The organism is Dictyobacter kobayashii (assembly GCF_003967555.1).
GTDB classification, from domain to species: domain Bacteria; phylum Chloroflexota; class Ktedonobacteria; order Ktedonobacterales; family Ktedonobacteraceae; genus Dictyobacter; species Dictyobacter kobayashii.
In genome coordinates this window covers 2,110,642-2,130,290 of record NZ_BIFS01000002.1, presented here as the reverse complement: position 1 = coordinate 2,130,290, position 19,649 = coordinate 2,110,642, and the positions used below count along the sequence as shown (strand labels likewise).

The following is a 19,649-nucleotide window of genomic DNA, read 5'->3' as shown; positions in this document are numbered from 1 at the left end:
TCTCAACACCAGAGCAGTTATACTACTTCTACGACTTCACTCAAAGGAGAGAATGTATGCTCAATCTTGCGGTCCTGCTCGATGATAGTGCACGCGAAGTGCCTGAGCGAGCTGCCATTATTTACGAAGGAAGCAGATTATCGTATGCCGCCTTGCAGGCCGCAGCCAACCAGGTGGCCAATGGATTGGTCCAGGCAGGGATCCGTCAGGGGGATACTGTTGCGCTCAGTTGCCAGAATCTGCCATCTTTTGTCATTGCCTACTATGGCATCCTCAAAGCTGGAGCGGTAGTTCTACCCATGAATGTGCTGCTCAAGTCACGTGAAATCGCCTATCATCTTGCGGACGGTGAGGCGAAGGCTTATTTCTGCCAGGAAGGGAGCCCCGATCTTCCCATCGGGCAGATGGGGTTTACCGCCTTCCAGGAGGTGGACAGCTGCACACACTTCATATTGATGACCAATGATTTAAATGCTCCATCACCCATTGCAGGCGTGGCAACATTGGGCGAGTTCATGCAGGGCCAGCCAACGACCTTCGACACGGTTGCGACAAGCCCAGATGCGACAGCCGTTATTCTCTATACCAGCGGCACCACGGGCAAACCCAAGGGAGCAGAATTGACCCATATAAATATGCTCCTCAACGCCCGCCTTTCTGAGACGATGTATCCCAAAGCCAACCACGATATACATCTGATTGCATTACCACTGTTCCACTCTTTTGGGCAGAGTGTGCAAATGAACGCAGGTATCTACAACCGGGCGACCCTGGTGCTCCTGCCCCGCTTTAGTCCGAAAGCGCACTACGCCTGATGGAAGATGAGGATGTCACCATTTTCGCCGGGGTGCCAACTATGTACTGGGCGATGCTCAACTATCCAGGAGCCAACGCCTATGATTTGCAGAAAATCGCTCGCAACCTGCGGGTGTCGATCTCTGGCGGGGCGGCCATGCCAGTGGAGGTAATGCGCGCCTTTAACGAAAAGTTCCAGGTCGCCATCCTGGAAGGCTATGGCCTCTCCGAAACCAGTCCGGTGGCTACTTTTAATCGCCTCGACCGGCCCATCAAACCCGGCTCAATCGGGCTGCCCGTCTGGGGAGTCGAAGTACGCATGGTGGATCGGAATGAGCAGGAGGTCGGGGTGAACGAACTGGGCGAGGTCGTAATCAGGGGCCACAACATTATGAAGGGCTATTATAAGCGCGCCGAGGCAACCGCTGAGGCCATGCGTAATGGCTGGTTCCATACGGGTGACATTGGGCGACGCGATGAAGATGGCTACTTCTACATTGCTGATCGGGTGAAAGATATGATTATTCGTGGTGGCTTCAATGTTTATCCACGTGAAATCGAAGAAGTACTGATGACGCACCCGGCCGTGAGTATAGCTACCGTCATCGGTATACCGCATGAACGTCATGGTGAAGAGATCAAGGCCTTTGTCATCCTCAAGTCGGGCACAACCATCACAGAGGCTGAACTGATCGCCTGGTCCAAACAAACTATGGCCGATTATAAGTACCCGCGCCAGATCGAGTTCCGCAGCTCGCTACCCATGACCGCCACGGGCAAGATTCTCAAAAGCGAGTTGCGCCAGGCACAACAATAACAGACACAGCATGGAAAAGTAACTTATTTGCCACTTTACCGGAGTAGTGTCCCTCCTGGCTTGTGAGCCGGTGAGAAAACGCTGCGACTATGTCATAAATGATGTTGTCCAAACAGAAAAAGGAGCGAACACAGATGTTCAAACTTTTGACCCGATGGTGCTCTCTGGCTGTTTTTGTAGGTTGTCTGTTGCTTTTCCAACAATCCTCAGTCGCGCACGCGGCCACCGCAGGGAAATTGCAACAATTTAGTTATTTTGGCTCCGCCGGACTGTATACCTATGATGTGTATACACCAGCAAATTATCAAGTAGGAACGTCGGTCCCCCTGATTGTCGTATTATCTGGTTGCACGGTAGATTCATCAACGATGGCAGCAGACACCGGCATGGATACGCTGGCGGATCAGAAACAGTTTGTGGTCGCCTATCTCCAACAGGAAATCTTCGCCAACCCATCTTTGTGCTGGAACTTTTTCTCGCCCAGTAACCAGTATCGAGGCCTGGACGAAACCGGGGAGATCGCCGGCATCACCCAGACGGTGGAGAACAGTTCCTCACGCTGGACGATTAACAAGCATCGCGTCTACCTGACGGGGATTTCGTCAGGAGGAGCAATGGCGGTGAATATGGGGGCAGCCTATCCAGATCTGTATACAGCGATCGGGGTGCATTCTGGCGTAGAATATCAGGCCGTCACCGCCTTCTCCCTGGGTGCTTCGGTCACCGGTGGTCCTCCCCCCGTGCTCCAGGGCGATCTGGCCTATCAAACGATGGGCCGCTATGCCCGGGTTGTCCCAACCATCGATATCCAGGGTTCGGTTGATCCTGTCGTTTGGCCGGTCAATGGCGACCAGGTTATCCAACAGTGGATGGAGACAGATCATGATGCCTCCGGGGGCAGCTATAATGCGAGCTTCTCCAATCCGGCGACCACCACCCATGGACAGGTGTCGGGAGGTCACTCCTATACCACCTATACCTGGAACAATAACAGCGGGCAGGAGATTGAGGAGTATTGGGTAGTAAATGGCATGGGGCATGCCTGGTCTGGTGGCTCTGGGCTCTGGGGCGATCCCGCAGGTCCCAGCGCCAATCTGGCCCTGTACAATTTCTTCATGCGCTTCAGCAATTAAACCCTAAAAGCATGCGCGAGCAAGCAACCAGAAAAGCGATTCGCATAGGTTTGACCCTGTAGGTGCGACCCTCTGTGGTCGCTTGACTCACCGGTAGTGAGGCCCGGTACCATCGCCATGCGGTGCCCAAAAGCGAACCGTGCTTTTGGGCACCGCGTGGGGGGAAGGGATGATACCATAAGGCACTCAAGCGCTGGGATACTGGGCCGCCAGCTCTGCGGAGGGCGGCAAGCGACCGCAGAGGGTCGCACCTATGGGTATTACCTACGGGGTTTCGCTGCTCTTGTTGCTTTCGTTTGCTTTCTCTATTCTTAAATGAATATATCGGGCCTTGGACTCAATTTTACCCTTCACATTCGAAAATGAAAGAGAATATTTCTATGGCAACGCACCTGTTGGAGATCAATGGTATCAACTTACATTATCAGACATGGGGAGATCACGCGCCCCCGCCCCCCCCCCACTCCGCCCCGCGCCGCCCCCCCACCCCCCCACCCCACCCCCCCCCACCCCCCCCCCGCCCCCCCACCCGCCCCCCCCCGCCCCCCCCCGCCCCGCCCCCCCCCCCCTCCCGCCACCCCCCCGCCCCCCGCCCCCCCCCCACCCCCCCCCCCCCCGCCCCCCCCGCCCCCCCCCCCCCCCCCGCGCGCCCCCCCCGCCCCCCCCCCCCCCGCCCTCCCCCCCCCCCCCCCCCCCCACCCCCCGCCCCCCCCCCCCGCCCACCCCCCCCCCCCCCCCCCCCCCCCCCCCCCAAGTTTTGCCCCCCCCCCCGCCCCCCCCCCCCACCCCCCCCCTCGCCCCCCCCCCCCCCCCCCCCCCCCCCCCCCCCCTTCGCCCCCCCCTCCCCCCCCCCCCCCCCCCCCCCCGCCCCCCCCCCCCCCCCCCTCCCCCCCCCCCCCCCGGCCCCCCCCCCCCCCCCCCCCGCCCGCCCCCCCCCCCCCCCCCCGCACGCGACCGAGCGGACCGTCTTGCTGGTTCATGGTCTGACTGCCAGCAGCCAGGAATGGGCACAGCTTGGACCTGATCTCGCCGGCCAGGGATGGTATGCTATCGCCCCGGATTTGCGCGGACGTGGCTTGAGCGAGAAGCCGTTGCATGGTTATGGCATTCCCTATCATGTCAATGATCTACTCTCGCTCTGTGATGCGCTGAACCTGCCGGTTGTCCATTTCATCGGCCATTCACTCGGCGCTCAGATCGGGTATTTCTTTGCCGCTGTCCATCCCGGGCGCCTGGATCGGCTGGTACTGGTGGACGCGGGCGGACGCATCCCACCGGATACGTTGCAAGCTATCGGGGCCTCGCTGCAACGACTGGGGCAGGTGTATCCCTCGCTGGATGCTTATATAGAAGAACGGCGGCAAACACCTATCCATCAGTGGAATCCCTTCTGGGAGGCGTATTATCGTTACGACGCCGAAATTCACGCTGACAGCACCGTGACTTCGCGCGTTCCCAAAGCCGCCATTGATGAAGAGATAACGGTCAACATGAGCATCAATGCCGATGCCCTTTTACCGCGCATCCAGGCGCCAACACTCATCACGCGTGCAGCATTGGGCACGCTCGCACCCGACCGGGGTATCATCCTGACCACAGAGGAGACAGAGCGCGTGCGAGGTATCATCAAAGGGAGCCGTGTAGTGGAAATCCCCGATACCAACCACTACACCATTATGCTCTCGGAGGTTTTCACCAGCGCTGTACTATCTTTCTTATCTACCATAGATAGATAGAGTGTGCATACGTGCACAGCGCTCCCGAACTTGTTTTATTGTAGTTTGCAGGAAATATGCGCTGCTATTTTCTGCAAACTACAATAAAAGCATGAGATGCTATTGACGTAGCAGGGAGCGGACCTCCATTAAGATAAGTCCGAGCATGTTCTTGCCGCTGCCATCCCGGCCTATACCCCAATAATAATCGCCAGGCGCGTCTTCGATAATTTCTTCGTCACCGGTGGCCAGTAGCAATGCACGCAGGTCGTCATGGCTCTCAAACTTGCGCAGCACGGCCCGCCGCATCACATCATCTTTAATGCGTTCCCAGTCAGAGCGTAGAGGGCGACGGCGATCACGTCCCATCTCTGCAGCTAGCTTTGGGCTATCGGCTTTGCGTACCGCTTCTTCATGAGAGGTGCCCGCGAACTTTTGTGCCTGGAAGTAATGTTCGCTGGTAGGCCACCAGACGTCATCCAGTTTAAAACCATGCCTGGAAAAATTTGAGAAACAACCATACGGCTCTTCACGCACACTATAAAAATAGATAGCCATCCCTGCTTCTTCTTTCTAACTGTTAATCTACTGGCGTTTATAAATTTCAACCGAGCCGATGTTAGTGTGGGCATTCAACCTGGCGCGCGGCGCCACACCCTGGACATTGCTGGCGAACTGATTCTCAAATGAACCAATATTGGAGTGGGCATGCACCTCAAAGGCTGCTGCAGCAGGCAGGGTCATCTGCACACTACCAATGTTGCTATGACATTCATATGTGCCAGCGGGATCTAACTCGCCGTTGAATTCAAAAGTGCCAATATTAGTAGAGATATTACTGTTGCGGCGCAATATGACATTGCTAGCATTGATCGAGCCGATATTCATTTTGACCTGTAATTGGCCATCAATGCCATCCAGTTCGATTGATCCAATACTCTGCTCAATCCGCATGTCACAATTATAAGGGACGGTAATATCTAGATCAATACCGGATAATATTGAAGCGCCAGAGCGCTGCGCGTTATTCTCTGTCTTGATGATTAGCCGATTGCCTTCCTGGACATAGACCAGTTTAAGATCGTCCAGGCGCGCAAAACGCCCCTGGGTCTTTTTAGTGGCTCTGACCACTATACTATTGGCCTCACCACGATGGATATGTAGTGAACCAATTGGATTATGAATGGCCAGGCTAGCCATACCCTGCACCGAAAAGGATCTGACCGGCTCTTCAGCCATCGCTTGTTTGCCTGTAAAGATCCAGATGAATACGCCCGCAATAACGAGCAAAACAAGAGGAATAAGTCCCTTAACACTGGTAGCGAAAGAGGCAGAAAAAAGGACGCCGATCACCACTCCGACAAATAAGTACCACCATTTTTCAGTAAGATTAAATTGCCGGGGACGTAGTTTCTCGCCCATCGACGCATTGGAACCGGCATAGCCATCTTCATACATGCTATCATATGCTTCTGGACTGGCAACCAGGGGGGTTGCCAGAGCTGCTCAGGTGTAGTGGCTTGTTCACGAACATCATCGTTGATCGTTCGCGGCTGATAAATCTCTTCCGACTGCGCCTGCTTTGCGGTCTCTTCTTGAGGAGAAAATGTGGATTCCTGACCACCCATGAATAAACTCTCCTTAGTTAGGATAGGTAAGCTAGAGGTTACATATTTATCTAGATATTACCATATCCTGATGATCTCCGTGATCTTTACACCTGATTTTGAGCACCTTCGGTGCTCAAAATATTGTTATAGTGAGTTGCAGAAAATGCTCTCAGAGCATTTTCTGCAACTCACTATAACAATATTCCAGGTGCTCAGAGCATTTTCTGCAACTCACTATAACAATATTCCAGGTGCTCAGAGCATTTTCTGCAACTCACTATAACAATATTCCAGGTGCTCAGAGCATTTTCTGCAACTCACTATAAAACCAAATCGGGCGCGCCAGCACGCGCTCTGTCCATGTGTTTTCACACCTGCGATACTCAACACAATTATTATAATGTGGTGTATAAAATGCGCTTTTTGCATTTTATACACCACATTATAATAATTGTGCGGGCGCGCATGCGCACGTCCGCACAAGAGCGACACGCTTTTATGATGATGGGAGTCAGAATCACCCTTAGAGGGCACGCTGTTGTTCGATTTGATTGCGTACCAGGCGGGCATAATAACCATTCTGCTTTAATAGTTGCTCGTGATTGCCATATTCCACAATCCTACCTTGATCCAGCACCAGAATAACATCAGCATTGCGCACTGTGCTTAAACGGTGGGCAATAATAATCTGCGTACAAGCAAGTTTGGACAGGTTTTGTTCGACGGCACGCTCAGTCACAACGTCCAAAGAGCTCGTCGCTTCATCCAGCAATAGTATGCGCGGCTGATGAACCAGGGCTCGAGCCAGAGCCAGGCGCTGCCGCTGTCCACCTGATAATGCATTACCACCCTCAGCCACAAAGGTTTCGTAGCGCATCGGCATCGCGGCAATATCCTCATGCAGGCAAGCCTGTTTAGAAGCCCAGATGATCTGATCCATATCCACATCCGGATGGGCAAAAGCGATATTCTGACGAATCGAGCCGCTAAAGATACCCGATTCCTGAATGACCACGCCTATTTGCTCGCGTACCGCCTGATAATTCATTGTCTGCAATGAGATACCATCGTAATAGATCTCGCCACTGGTTGGATTATATAAACCCAGGAGTAACTTGCCCAATGTGCTCTTACCCGAGCCTGTCTGGCCGACCAGGGCTATTTTTTGACCCGGCTCAATCACCAATGACAGGTCCGTAAGCACCATGGGTAACTGGGGATTATAGCGAAAACTCAGGTGATCCAACTCGATATGTCCCGTCAAGGTTGGAGGAGGCTGAACCGCATGGATGTCTTGCTCGACATCAGCCTGATAGACATCTCCGATACGATCAATATGTGAGCGCACTAACTGCAACTGCATCGCACTACCTACCAGCGCCGTTAAAGGTGCCAGGAAAGTAGCGGCCAACGCATTCAGGGCCAGCATAGTACCCAACTGCATTGTTCCATTGAGAACCTGCACCGTACCTAGCCAGAGCAAGAAGAGCGGGGCCGAAATCTCTAGCAACGACATAAAGGTACCGACGATAGTCGAATAGATACTATGCCGATTAGAGATATTCAGCTGTGTATAGAAGTAGTTGGACCATTGATGAAAAGCCTGCATCTCATAACCAGATGATTTGACGGTTTCGATGCTGGTTAGCAGCTCAGTAACATAACCCTGGGCTTTACCGGATGCTTCCAATTCCTGGGTAGAGAACTGGCGATTGGTTTTATTGGTGGCAAGCATAATAAGCACTTCCAATCCTCCAATAACCAGCACTAACACGCCAAAGGACCAGGACTGCCAGAACAGGATGAACATATAAACAAGTACCAGACCACCATCCAGCAAACTAGAGACGAGCTGAGAGCTGATCATCTGACGTACCACGGTATTACTGCCGATACGCGTGAGGATATCTCCACTTGAACGCTGTTGAAAAAAGTCTAGCGGCAGATGCAATAAGTGCTCAAAAAAGTCTGGCAGAACCTTGGTATCGATACGATTCTGTAGATAGATGAGCAGGAACGAGCGCAATAATAAGATCAAGCATTCGCTCACGATGAGGACCAGCATGCCGATACCGATAATGGGCATCACATTGGTCAGGTGCAGCGGTAGAATCTGGTCAACAATTACCTTTGTTAGCAGTGGTATGATCAGGCCAAATCCCTGTAACAGGATCGAGGCTAACAAGATCTGCACAAAAATCATTGGCGCGCGCTGCAGGTACTGACGGCCATAGCTTCTCAATGTCAGTGAACGCGGCTCGCTTACACGTGAGAAATTAGTGCTGGGCTCCATCATCAGCACGATACCGGTAAAGCCATCGTTGAATTGTTCAGCCGTCAGACGCTTACGGCCAAGAGCAGGATCAATCACATCGACATATTGCGGGCTCCAACGTTCAACCACAATGAAGTGGTTGAATTCCCAGTGCACGATCGCCGGCAAACTAACATAACGGAAATCACTGCGCTGCATAGAGATTGCTCGTACCCGCAAACCATAGTTTCTGGCCGCCTGGGCAATGCTGCGCGCTGAGAGGCCATCGCGCCCCACATCATAGTGATTGCGTATCTCTGCAATCCCGGTTTTGCGCCCGTAATAACTAAGGATCATAGCCAGACAGGCGGCACCACACTCCACTACATTCATCTGTGTGATCACAGGAACTTTTTTATGGCCCGCATAATAGAGATATGTCCAGATGCGCTGTAACCAGAGTGGCAGGAAGGCGGGAGGGGTCCACTGCTCTTCAAATGGCGGCGACACTGGTCCAGTAGAATGCTCAGCTGGCTGCTCGGCTTGACGTTGAGTTTCTTCGTCATGTTGGGTCATCCGTGGCATTTAGGAACCTCCTATCAATCTATCAAGGATAGGCAAGAGCGCCAGTACCCGCTGTGTACCGATTTGGATGCGCGCCTGAAGTAGCGTACCGTTAAAGACATGATCGTTGGCTGGCATAAGCACCTTCACATGTACCGCCACCGAGGGCTCAGTAATTTGCTGCGCAGCACTACAGCTAAGCATATAATGGGTCTGGATCGCCTCTGGACTAAGCACCAGGGGCTCCAGACTCGTTACCGTGCTGTTGAAATAACCACCAGTTGCTGATCCTAACTGTATCAGGCCGTGGCTACCAGGGCGCACATGATTAATAGCGTTGACCGGGATAAAGACCAGGGCATTAACCTCACTCTGCTGAGCATTGATTTTGTGTTCACTCTCTACGACTATACCTGTACCATTAACATAGACAGGGACACGTTCCAGCCATGCCATAATCCCGCTTGCCAGCACTATCCCAAACAGCAACCAGACGAAGAGGAAGACAGGTGGTGAGACGATGCGTGGCAAGATATCGTTTTCGCGTCTCTGCATGTAATGTTGTAACGCATGCTCGCGGAACAGGGGACGTTTTTTTTGTTGTGTCATGTATCTTTACCCCACCACATTTAAAGCAAGCACATGCACAAAGACACAGAAGCTCAAACATTCTATGCGCTTAACCCCATCAGCCCGGACAAACCATGTTCACGCGTAGCATTTGCTCCTGTGTCTTTGTGCATTTTCTTTGCAATAATACACCCATACAAAGACTGTTGTCCGTTTAAAGCTCATACACTAGATATTTATGGATACATTTTATTAGTACCCTATAAGAGATTTACAGTCAAGCTGAACATTGATTTATAGTTTCGCAACATACAAGAAAAACTAAATTTCTTGAAGCTGATAAAATTAGTCAGTATAAATGCAAGATTAATTAATTAGTTGCAATATTATACTTGACAATTTGCTCAGATTCACGATACCATACAATGGTCATCGATATTCTTATCGACATTACTACACATCTTTTGTAGAACAGCCAGGCTTTAGCGTTAGAAATGAAAAAATATTCCGTGGAATCAGCACATACGCATTCCTCACAAAAATTTTTTCTAGGGCACCTCTTGCTTATCACACGTATTTGCCGGACATGCGCCTGTTGGGTCTATTATTAGAAGAAATCCAATAGTGAGCACGTGCGGTACGTTTGGGCAGATACACTCTAGTATAATTTCATAGCATACATTCACCGTTACTTCGTTTGGAGCAGCAGATTTTCATATCTTCATCGGCTGAAGAGGTTATGTGGCGGCAAAGAAAGCTCCTCCTGCATCATTGGTCTCCAGCGCAAACTGACGAGAGATTCTGCACAACGCTAACAGCGCGAACTTACTCATGTACAAGGGAAACTAGATGTTCAACATCAAAGGCTACAGGCCTTCTGTGAAGACGGAAGTTGTCGCAGGAGTCACAACTTTCTTGACCATGGCTTATGTAATGGTGGTCAACCCCCTGGTGCTTTCCCAGGGCGGTGTTCCATTTGCACAGGCCTTTACCGCCACCATCATCGCTACGCTGGCGGGCACCCTGATCATGGCGCTCTTCGCTAATTATCCAATCGCGGTCGCGCCAGGTATGGGCTTAAATGCTTACTTCACCTATTCTTTGGCCCAGGCTCACAAGGGCATGGATTACCATGTTGCTTTTTCAGCCGTCTTTATCTCAGCCATACTCTTTGTGCTTCTCTCCCTGACGCCACTGCGTTCCAAACTTATTCAAGCCATTCCTCATAACTTGAAGCACGCCATTGGCGCAGGTATCGGTCTCTTCATCGCCTTCATCGGTCTGCGCCTGACCGGACTTGTGCAAGCAAATCCCAGCACCTTTGTAGCATTAGGAAATCTCCATGCCCCATTGGTCATCCTGGCCGTTGTAGGACTGGTCATCACATTGATCTTTATGGTTTTAAATATTCCTGGTGCCCTCTTCATAGGGATGCTGGCGACCGGGCTGATTGCATTTTTCACCGGCCAGATTCACTTCACCAAAGGCATCGTATCGCTACCAACGCTGCCAGCCGGCATTGTCGCATACAATCCAGTAACAGCCATCGGCGATATCGTCCATTATGGGCTATATGGCGCGGTCTTTTCATTCCTGCTGGTCACCCTGTTTGACACCACGGGCACCATCCTGGGTCTGGGCAAACAGGCGGGACTGATGGAGGGGATGTATTGCCACGGGCCGACCGGGCACTGTTCGCCGACTCGGCGGCCACACTGATCGGTTCAATCTTCGGTACAAGTCCAACCTCGGCCTATATCGAATCGGGTGCGGGTATCTCAGCTGGCGGCCGCACAGGTCTCACGGCCCTGGTCATTGCTATTCTTTTCCTGATCGCAGCCTTCTTCACACCCATCATCAGCGCCATCTCTGGCGTCGACGCGATTACGGGTCCAGCCTTGATTATCGTGGGCTCACTGATGATCAGCAATATCCGTCATATCCAATGGGACGACTTTGACGAAGCCTTTCCAGCCTTCCTGGTGGTCCTATCGATGCCATTGACCTCCAGCATAGCCACTGGCCTGGCACTGGGCTTCATCTTCTATCCACTCTTAAAGCTGGTACGGGGCAAATGGCGCGAAGTCCATCCACTGGTCTATATCTTCGGCCTGCTCTTCTTGATCCAGATGGCATTTTTCCAGCCATAAACAATCAACTAAAGCGCATCATCCAGTAACTACGGCCAGGAGCCTCCGAAAGATTAGCCCTCGGAGGCTCCTGGCCATAGCTTATACTTCTGCATCGTCGAGTAGCGGCAATGCGATATAGAACGTTGAGCCCACATTTTCGACCGACTCAAACCAGATGCGACCGTTATGGCGCTCAACCAGTTCACGGCAGAGATAGAGGCCCAGGCCTGTTCCGCTGATACCATGTACGTTGTCCGCGCGCATAAAACGACCAAAGATGCGGGCCTGCTGCTGGACCGGGATACCGATGCCAGAGTCCTTGATCGCGATTAAGCATTGGTCCCTGGCAGCATCTTTTGTCAGCGTGATATTTATAGCTCCCCCCTGGGGGTATATTTGATGGCATTATTCAAAACGTTGGTAAGAACCTGCTCAATACGGCGACGATCGACATTCACTAACAGATGATCGTTCTCCTGGTGCACCAGCAACTGGTGTTGCTCTGTCGTCATTTGAATACGCTTTACCACCCGTGGAACCAGTGCCACTATGTCCATTGCCTCTGTATGCAGTTCCAGGCGACCAGCATGTAAGCGTGTCACATCCAGCAGATCTTCGGTCAATTCCACCAGGCGCATGGTTGCCTGGTCAATATCTTGAATGGCCTCCATCTGCCACTCATCGAGAGGTTGGCCATTGCCACGTAACGTCTGCACAATCAAGGTCTGGGCGCACCCATGTAAAATCGCCAATGGATTACGCAGCTCATGAGCAGCTACGCCAATAAACTCATCTTTTAAATACTCGGCCTCTTTCAGCGCGGTCACGTCCTGGTGCACAACAATGGCTGACGGCTCGGATTGACTGGCATTGGCACCTGAAAGATTATCCATACTCAATTTATTAGAGGCAAGTGAGATAGCATTCACGATGACAGGCAGAGTAGTCCCGTCAGCGTGTCGAATGATCTCCTGGCGTTGATAGACCGTCTCGCCCTTTTGCACGGCCCGCAAAGTAGCCAGTTGTTCGGTTGAGAGGAGCCGACCATTGTCAGTAAAAATACGAATCTGATTTTCATTCAGGAAGTCATGCATCGACTTATTCAGCGTCCACTCGGCCCCAAATACCGTTTTAGAGGCATGGTTGGCCATCACCAGGCGCGCATCCTTACCTTGTACTAGATATACGCTACTCGGTAATTCATCTAGAATCATCTGCAGTTGTGAGCGCCTGGCCTCGGTTTCAGCATGAATCTGTCGTTCGCGCAAGAGGCGCCGGGATTCGGTAATATCATGCCAGACAACCACGGCTTCAGAACCATGTTCCGGCGAGTCTGGCTGGATAGCATCGCCCAGGGGGCAGAGTTTTTATATAGTTCACTCCAATGCAGCGGCGAAGCATTAATAATATATTCGCGCTTCTCATTATACTCATCAAAGATAGCCACTGTCTTCTCTTCGCTTGCCTGGTCATTCAAGGCCATAGTAGCTGGCTGATAGAGCATCTGATCCAGCAGTTGTTCACCCTGCGGCAACGCTAACAGTTGTTGACGTAGCTGACGGGCGCGCTCATTCTCGCGCAGAATTGTGCCGCGCTGATCAACCAGGATTATCCCATCGGCGATACTTTGAAAAATAGCAGTCAGTTCACGGGCACGCATTTGCGTGGCTTGATAGAGACGAGCATTCTCCAGGGCCACAGCAGCCTGGGCCGCTAATCCCAGCATGAGCCGCTCATCATCCTCTGAAAATTGATCGGGCTCTGGATGTCCAAGCAGCAGGCCGCCACGCACCTCGTGGTTGCGGTCCAGTAGAGGAGCGCCCAGGAAACTACAGATCAAAGGATGCACCCGTGGCACCCCGACGGTACGCAATTCCTCCACAGGGACGTTACCATGAGCAAATTTTAAAGCCGCGTCTCTGGCTGCTTCCCGCGATAGGGGGATGTCAGATTGTGCTGAATGGGCGGCGGCTAACTTAATAGCATCAGCTACGCGCACAGAGATGCCATGTCGAAAAATAGGAGCCAGCAGCCCTTCGCCGCCCAGATGAATTTTGCGAAAAAACTCTTCCTGCTCTTTAGTCGCACCAACCACCGCCGCCAGATAAAAAAGATTCCCTTCCGAGGGGACCAGCGCAAGCCCTTGCTCATTTACTGGTCGCAGCGTAAAGGCCGCATAGGCCGCTCCCGTGAGATCTACCGCCGTTTGAGCAATAAGATGAAGAAGACGCGACTCGTTGCGCTCACTCATCAGAGCCACACTGATTCGACTTAAAGCATCAAAACGCTCAGCTTCTGATAATACCTTCTTCCGAAATTTTTCCATAATATCGCTCTTTCCACACAAATATATATATAAGCAATCAATTCTTGTCAGAAGCAAAGTACAGACGTCTATCAAAACCTGGTTGTACTCGTCCTTATTGATTTAGTTCGCTCATCGATTATTGATTAGAGTGATCTCGGGCAATATTGTGATCCCATTGTGATGTCAATGGACATCCTGCCCTTCCTCTTTAGATTATTCCAATCTATAATCTATAGTAAAGCACAAGCGTATTGCTGACAAGGCCTTTAGCTTTCGAATCAGGGCTATTTCATGTTCGTCCAGAGAATGTACATCTTTCAGGTGTGGAGTGTGTGTGATGGGCGGCCGCAGCCGCCCATCACACACACTCCACACCCCTAACCCGGCGCCGCAGGCGCCAAAGAGATACATTAAATAACCCTGCGTTCGAATTGGCAGTCAAAGCAAATCTATAAATTCAGCAAACCCATCTTCACACGCAGATATATCCATTATTATCATAGAAAATGTCAGGAATATATGTCCGAGAGAGAAAAAGGAATAGCAAGCAAAACGGCAAGGGACATGTCCATGACCGATCACCATAAAGAGAATAGGCAGCCTGCTTCAGGTTCTGCGCAGTTCTTGGATACTGAATTACTCGCGACACTCAGCCATGAATTACGTAGCCCACTTGCAATTATCAAAGGTTATGTTACGACACTCTTACGTTATGACCAGATGATTGAGCAGAATGAACGTATAGATTTTCTCAGGGCTATTGATGAAGGTAGTGATCGACTAACAAATAGCATTGATCGGCTGATGGATCTGGCAATGATTGAAAGTGGTGCGTTGGTACTCAATCCAGTGATGAGTAGCTTGCCTTATCTTCTACGTACGGCAATCTCAAAATATGGCAGTGACCGCCAATTTAATGTTAATTATACCTCATGCTCTGGTCTGCCACTCACCGATGATATCCTTCTGCAGGTGGATCAAACTCATATGCTTACGGTGTTTATGAATATCATCGATAATGCAGTCAAGTACTCAACTATCGATAGCGCGATCGATATTCTCATCACGCCTCTGTGCACAGAGGAGGAAAAGCAACACCTTCCTGCCACTATACAGGCAGATATAGATATATCAAACATCATTACGATCAGTATCCGCAACTATGGCGAAGGCATTCTTGAGGACAATTTAGAGCAGATTTTCGGGCGCTTCCAACGCCTCGAATTTGGGCTGTCCCGTGATGTCAATGGGCTGGGTCTGGGCTTAACGATTAGCCGCTACCTGGTTGAGCTTCATCATGGCAGCATGTGGATAGAAAGTCAGGTTGGAGTGAGCACAACAGTGCATATTCTCTTGCCGATCAATACTCAGCATTTATCAAAGGATTGAACCCCATGACTTCAAAAAAAACAATGATTTTGACGGCAGATGATGATCCCCAGTTATTACGTCTCGTCTCCCGCAATCTGGAGTTTGATGGCTACGAGGTAATAACGGCTCGTGATGGTCAGGAGGCGCTGACCATGATTGAGGCCAATCACCCCGACCTGATTCTTCTGGATGTGATGATGCCTAAAATGGATGGCCTCGCCGTCTGTCAGTATGTACGCGAGTTCTCGGCGGTCCCGATTATCATCGTCACCGCACGTGGGCAGGACAGTGATAAAGTCAAGGGACTCGACCTGGGGGCGGACGATTATCTGACCAAACCATTTAGTATCGAAGAGCTACTGGCACGTGTGCGGGCAGTCTTACGACGCACGCAATTTATGTCAAACGAGCAGACCCACGCAGTACGTACTATCGCGAAAATTGGCGAGCTGACCATTGATTATGCGCAGCGAAAAGTACTAATGGAAGAGAAAGAGGTTATCCTGACGCCAACAGAATACCGCATTCTGGCTTATCTGGCCCAAAACGCGGGGCGCGTCATAACCCAGGATCTCTTGCTTGAACATGTCTGGGGCAGTGAATATACAGGCGAAAGTCATATGCTACAGGTAAATGTGAATCGCCTGCGTCGCAAGATTGAGCCCGATCCAACCCACCCAAGCTATATTTTGACCAAAATTGGGATCGGTTATCAGTTTGTGACCAACCCAACGTAAGCTTACGGCACTCATAAAAAACGGAAGGATGGCGGCCGGCCGCCATCCTTCCGTTTTTTATGAGTGCCTACTCTTTTCTCCCAATAACTGATCTATTGTAACCACACATTTGTATGCATACTCATTAGTGGGACGCATAGTGTATAATACGACAAAGCAAAGGACATACGAACGGAGGCCAGGCAAAAGCGTGAATTCACAGCAAGATACACAAAATATCGATAATGAGTCATCTTCACCCTATTACGCTGAAGTACAGCAATTGGCAAAGGCCTATACATTAGGCGAGCGATGCTCATCATTTACACAATCAACTATTAATGGGGGCAGGTTGCTAAGCAACGCCATTGTCTGGTTTGCCATCAGTATAATTGGACTCTTCTTTTTGATCGATGCGGTACGCAAGATCGTGCTCAGCCAGACACTCGCTGATCCCCCCACCTTGCGCTCCATTGGGGCCATTGGTGTCATTAGCTTGATCATTCTGCTTGGCTGCTTCCTACAAGGATGGCGCAACCTGCGTGAATATAGCTATCGGCATCGTGAGCAGGTGCATATTTTCGAGGATGGTTTCGTCTTTTTAGAGGGTCGGCAGCAGAGCCATGTGTTACGCTGGGATAACATAGAAAGTCTCTTGCGAGGCACATTAGATCCCAAACATCCTCACCACGTTATGCACGATAATCTCTCCTTTGTCACCGATAAAGATGTCGTGGTGGTACTTGAACCGAAGGTACAACAACGCTCTAAACTCTGTGATGCGATTGAGCGCGCTTATACCGATTATCGCTATCCTGGCATGCTTGAACTGTATCGCCTGGGCGAAGATCTAGAGTTTGGTGACCTGATTATTAACCAGGAAGGGGTCAGCCATGTGCGTGCCAATAGCGATGAGGAAGATCTGTTGCCCTGGGAAGAGGTTGAGTCCTTTGAGGTTGGAGAGACCTATACACGCATCCACAGTAAAGAGGATAGTGGTCATGCCTGGTTCGAAGAGCTTACGGCTGACATCGACAATGCGCTTATACTTAAAGAGCTGCTGCCAACTATCTTCAAATAGAGCTGCCTGTCAGTAATATCGTACGTGCGCTACGCGCCCGGACATTTTTTATATAGTTGTGGCCACGATGTAGAACACCGTGGCCACAACTATATAAAAAATGCATTATGCGCCGCAACAATAGAGGTTTTTATTATGTGTCAAAAAAGTGCGTAGGGCGCACTTTTTTGACACATAATTTATTTTTTAAATGCGGGACATAGCGGAGATGTCGTGGGTGAGTCGATCCAGTTGAGAGCCCATCAGGAGGAAATCTCTGACGGCTTCGCGGTTCGGCGTATCAATCTGTTGCTCCGCCAGTTCATTGGTGCGCAGCATCAGTAAGGTTTGCAAGGAACCCTGCACAAATTTCAAGCTCTCTTCTAGTGAATCGAATTGGCTGAGATGGTGTCCCGACAGGACGGCTTCCTCGATGGCCTGTAGGGCCTGCTCGGTCTGTTGCGTAAAGCTATCCAGGCCCGGCAAGCGGTGGTTGTTGCCACTCAACGAGTGTAGATAAGTGGCCAGGGTCGTGATGCGATCGCTAAAGTGCTGGTTATAGGTTACCAGGGCATAAAAGCGCTCTACATCGCCCTGCTTGGTCCTGGGCTCACCCAGCATGCGCTGAAAGGCTGCCGCCGCATTGGCATTCTCCAGGTGGGCCTTCTTGCTTGCCTGGTGAATCTGCTCGTGCGAACCAGGCTGTCCCATATAAGCGGCCAGCACATACTGGAAATATTCTCGATTAGCGGCAATCGTACGAGCCAGTTGCACCGGGAGACGCTCGCGTTCCCATTGTGGGGATATCAAGTAGCCGGCCGCAATGGAGATCAGTCCTCCCAGTACGGTATTCATAATACGAATACAGGCAACCACCCAGTCACCAGGCATAGAGATGTTCAGCATCAAGACGACAAACAGGGTTAGAAATGCGACAAAGGCGCCATAATCGCCATTCAACAGAGAGAAAGCATAGAAACCGATGAAGATTAATAAACCGATTAAGACCAGCTCGTTATGAATCGCTCCAGCCACCAGGGCCGCAATGACGCCACCAAGGACCGTACCAAAGAGGCGTTGATTGGCGCGTTTACGGGTTCCCCCAAAGTCTGGTTTCAGGATAAAAAGAATGGTCAGTGGAATCCAGAAGCCATGCGTGATATTAAATGACATATAGATGGTGACAGCAAGTGCCGTCGATATGGCCAGACGCAACGAATGTCGATAGACCAGAGAGCGGGTGGTCATGTTATCTTTGAACAGTTCCCAGTGAATTTTTGTGTTTGCCAGCCATTGCCGCTCCCAGCTTTTGAAGGTAGGCGAGGACTGCTTTACCGCGCTGGCGCTTGATCCACCATCATTAAATTCACATAAATATCCACCTGCTGCCCGTACCTCTTCAACGACTGTCTTCAACAGGCGTATTACGTTCCTCATGCTCACCAGGGCGGCATAGTCATCAATCAAACGCGGCAGGGTTTCGCGCAAAGAGACTTCGTGCTCTTCCAACCAGTGAAGATCTTGCTGCAAGACATCCATATCCAGAGATTGCCCGGCCCTCACCGTATCGGCAAAATTTGAGACCACCTGAGCGACATATTGAACACTTTCATCCAGCAAGATTTGAATATGCGTCACGCGCGTCTGAGCCCGGGCAATCTCTATCCCTTCAGCCAGCGCAATAGAGGCATCGAAAAGACGATCAGCAGTCAGGGTTAAGAGGAAGAAACGCTGACCGATCGGGCTCGCTCCCTGGCGGGCCGAACGAAAAGTAAGCATAGTTGAGTGCGCCACATCATGGGCAGCCAGGACGAGTGCTCGTTCACGTGCCACACCTTGATTCCAACGCGCAGTTGTATCTCCCTGCTCAGCCATCTTGCCACAGGCCTGCGAGAGAAATGTACTCAGAGCCTGGTAGTAATCCGAGATCGCCTGTCTGACTGGTTGATGCGGCTGCAGAGGCCAGAGGCAGAGGGTCAACAGCATAGCCCATAAGCCACCCACAATAAATGCCGCCAGGCGTCCCTCAGCCACACCCAAACTGGCCGGCTGCCCCAGCACAATAATAAATATGCCGATCACCACAAAACCAACCTTTGAACCTGTGTTGCCAAAGATACCGAGCATACCAAAGCAAAATGCACACAGGAACATTAAAGGAACGGCCAGCCATAAAATACTTCCACTAATAGTAGCGACAAATGCCGCCAGAGCCACACCTATAGTGGCTGAACCCATCGCAAAAGCCCGCGAACGATATAGTCCACCGACATCAGCCAGTACAACATAAAGTCCACCCAGGAAACACATCACACCCATATCATATTGATGTAACTGCAGACCTAATAGAATGGGAATAACAGTAATTGCCGTCACACGTATACCATTGATGATGGCGGAACGATCCAGGATTAAATTATGGGTGATATGTTTAAAAATCGCGTTAGAGGATTTATAAATACGATTCATCTATCGCTTCTCCTCCAACCCGACCCCAGCATACCCTTTCAGGCCACTTCTCAAGTAATCAGACACCCCGAACGCTCCTTTCGGCATAGACGCGTGGACATAGTTATAGCAGAAATTAAACATGTGCATAGGAAT

14 protein-coding genes and 2 pseudogenes are annotated in these 19,649 nt (G+C 51.0%); 7 read left to right on the top strand and 9 right to left on the bottom strand.

What is annotated here, in order from left to right; translation table 11 throughout:
* Nucleotides 1–56: 56 nt before the first annotated feature.
* The 3 genes and pseudogenes from EL645_RS46065 to EL645_RS39795 all read left to right on the top strand — a co-directional run bounded on the left by EL645_RS46065 (nucleotide 57) and on the right by EL645_RS39795 (nucleotide 4,481).
* Nucleotides 57–1,612 (top strand): annotated as a pseudogene (locus tag EL645_RS46065) (long-chain-fatty-acid--CoA ligase).
* A gap of 134 nt (nucleotides 1,613–1,746) precedes the next feature.
* Nucleotides 1,747–2,745, top strand: a complete 999-nt coding sequence (locus EL645_RS35705) for an extracellular catalytic domain type 1 short-chain-length polyhydroxyalkanoate depolymerase (RefSeq protein ID WP_161977970.1) — start codon at nucleotides 1,747–1,749, stop codon at nucleotides 2,743–2,745.
* Between the two features lie 968 nt (nucleotides 2,746–3,713).
* Nucleotides 3,714–4,481: an alpha/beta fold hydrolase gene (locus EL645_RS39795; protein ID WP_161977969.1), complete on the top strand. Its 768-nt coding sequence runs from the start codon at nucleotides 3,714–3,716 to the stop codon at nucleotides 4,479–4,481.
* 99 nt (nucleotides 4,482–4,580) lie between these two features.
* Here EL645_RS39795 and ybiA read toward each other — a convergent pair whose 3' ends face one another.
* From ybiA to EL645_RS35675, 5 genes are all read right to left on the bottom strand, one after another.
* Nucleotides 4,581–5,018 (bottom strand): riboflavin biosynthesis intermediates N-glycosidase, encoded by a 438-nt coding sequence (ybiA, locus tag EL645_RS35695; RefSeq protein WP_126557174.1) that lies wholly within the window; start codon nucleotides 5,016–5,018, stop codon nucleotides 4,581–4,583.
* Between the two features lie 27 nt (nucleotides 5,019–5,045).
* Entirely contained in the window at nucleotides 5,046–5,918 is an 873-nt protein-coding gene (locus EL645_RS35690) for a DUF4097 family beta strand repeat-containing protein (RefSeq protein WP_136625351.1), read from the bottom strand.
* On the bottom strand, nucleotides 5,810–6,088 hold the full coding sequence (locus EL645_RS35685; protein ID WP_126557172.1) for a hypothetical protein: 279 nt from the start codon (nucleotides 6,086–6,088) through the stop codon (nucleotides 5,810–5,812). The genes EL645_RS35690 and EL645_RS35685 overlap by 109 nt, the downstream gene beginning before the upstream one ends.
* Nucleotides 6,089–6,593: 505 nt before the next feature.
* Complete coding sequence (locus EL645_RS35680; RefSeq protein ID WP_126557171.1) at nucleotides 6,594–8,909, bottom strand: peptidase domain-containing ABC transporter; 2,316 nt, start codon at nucleotides 8,907–8,909, stop codon at nucleotides 6,594–6,596.
* Nucleotides 8,910–9,497 (bottom strand): hypothetical protein, encoded by a 588-nt coding sequence (locus tag EL645_RS35675; RefSeq protein ID WP_126557170.1) that lies wholly within the window; start codon nucleotides 9,495–9,497, stop codon nucleotides 8,910–8,912.
* Nucleotides 9,498–10,307: 810 nt separating this feature from the next.
* Between EL645_RS35675 and EL645_RS35670 the strand changes: the two are divergent.
* Nucleotides 10,308–11,608: pseudogene (locus EL645_RS35670) on the top strand (NCS2 family permease).
* An 81-nt stretch (nucleotides 11,609–11,689) separates the two neighbouring features.
* Here EL645_RS35670 and EL645_RS35665 read toward each other — a convergent pair.
* The 3 genes from EL645_RS35665 to EL645_RS35655 are packed head-to-tail and all read right to left on the bottom strand — an operon-like array spanning nucleotide 11,690 to nucleotide 13,916.
* Nucleotides 11,690–11,920, bottom strand: a complete 231-nt coding sequence (locus EL645_RS35665; protein WP_246035751.1) for a sensor histidine kinase — start codon at nucleotides 11,918–11,920, stop codon at nucleotides 11,690–11,692.
* Nucleotides 11,921–11,961: 41 nt separating this feature from the next.
* Nucleotides 11,962–12,897, bottom strand: a complete 936-nt coding sequence (locus tag EL645_RS35660; protein WP_136625350.1) for a sensor histidine kinase — start codon at nucleotides 12,895–12,897, stop codon at nucleotides 11,962–11,964.
* Nucleotides 12,801–13,916 carry a GAF domain-containing protein gene (locus EL645_RS35655; RefSeq protein WP_126557167.1) on the bottom strand — a complete coding sequence of 372 codons (1,116 nt, stop codon included), beginning with the start codon at nucleotides 13,914–13,916 and terminating at the stop codon, nucleotides 12,801–12,803. The genes EL645_RS35660 and EL645_RS35655 overlap by 97 nt, the downstream gene beginning before the upstream one ends.
* A 552-nt stretch (nucleotides 13,917–14,468) precedes the next feature.
* On the opposite strand from EL645_RS35655, the gene EL645_RS35650 reads away from it, so the two are divergent.
* The 3 genes from EL645_RS35650 to EL645_RS35640 all read left to right on the top strand — a co-directional run bounded on the left by EL645_RS35650 (nucleotide 14,469) and on the right by EL645_RS35640 (nucleotide 17,066).
* Nucleotides 14,469–15,287: a sensor histidine kinase gene (locus EL645_RS35650; RefSeq protein ID WP_161977968.1), complete on the top strand. Its 819-nt coding sequence runs from the start codon at nucleotides 14,469–14,471 to the stop codon at nucleotides 15,285–15,287.
* A 5-nt stretch (nucleotides 15,288–15,292) separates the two neighbouring features.
* Entirely contained in the window at nucleotides 15,293–16,006 is a 714-nt protein-coding gene (locus tag EL645_RS35645) for a response regulator transcription factor (RefSeq protein WP_126557165.1), read from the top strand.
* Nucleotides 16,007–16,196: 190 nt separating this feature from the next.
* Nucleotides 16,197–17,066: a DUF6585 family protein gene (locus EL645_RS35640; protein ID WP_126557164.1), complete on the top strand. Its 870-nt coding sequence runs from the start codon at nucleotides 16,197–16,199 to the stop codon at nucleotides 17,064–17,066.
* A gap of 186 nt (nucleotides 17,067–17,252) precedes the next feature.
* On the opposite strand, the gene EL645_RS35635 is transcribed toward EL645_RS35640, so the two are convergent.
* Nucleotides 17,253–19,514 (bottom strand): FUSC family protein, encoded by a 2,262-nt coding sequence (locus EL645_RS35635; protein ID WP_126557163.1) that lies wholly within the window; start codon nucleotides 19,512–19,514, stop codon nucleotides 17,253–17,255.
* Between the last annotated feature and the right edge of the window lie 135 nt (nucleotides 19,515–19,649).